The following is a 621-nucleotide window of genomic DNA, read 5'->3' as shown; positions in this document are numbered from 1 at the left end:
TAGCCCTTGCGCTCCAGCCAGTCCCAGAAGGTCTTCAGCGGGCTGATCCGGCTCTGGATCGTCTTGGCCGACAGCCCCCTGTCCTGTGCCAGCCACTCGGGGAAACCTCCCGCCACGCGCCGCGTGATGTGCTCCACATTCAGCGACGCGATCAGCGCGGCCGGGTCCGGCGACGACGTCCGTTCCTGTGGCTCCGGCGAGAGGAACTCCCCCAGAAGCCGGAACGACAGGTCGTGCCCCCGCAGCGTCTGCGCCTTGATCGTGGTGCCGATATCACGCTTCCAGCGCTCGAACAGACGACCGATCGGCGTCACCTCGCCCAGCGCGATCTCCCGGTAGCGGGCACGATAGCTCTGACCGTCCTGCCCTGCCCGCTCCAGTTCCTCGGCACGATCGTCAAGAAAGGCCTCCAGTCCCATGCGGATGTGGTCCCTTGGGCTTTCCTGCGTGCGACCGTCCTCCTCATAGCCCTCAGGCTCGTCAGAGGCATCGGTAATCCGGGTTCGCGTCTCCAGCGCGTCGGCGACCAGACGCTCCTCCGTCATCCAGTCGGGACACCACGTCCCGTGCAGGGGCGGCAGGCCTATGGCGGCGAGCTTCGCATCAACCTCCGCCCGCAGT

General features: G+C 67.0%; 1 pseudogene. It reads right to left on the bottom strand.

What is annotated here, in order from left to right:
• Nucleotides 1-621, bottom strand: a pseudogene (locus HUK82_RS17060) (hypothetical protein); the annotation flags it as partial.

The sequence above is a fragment of the Ameyamaea chiangmaiensis genome (assembly GCF_013376175.1).
In the GTDB taxonomy this organism is placed as follows: Bacteria; Pseudomonadota; Alphaproteobacteria; order Acetobacterales; family Acetobacteraceae; genus Ameyamaea; species Ameyamaea chiangmaiensis.
The sequence above is the reverse complement of the archived record's forward strand: the minus strand, read 5'-3'. Positions and strand labels throughout refer to the sequence as shown.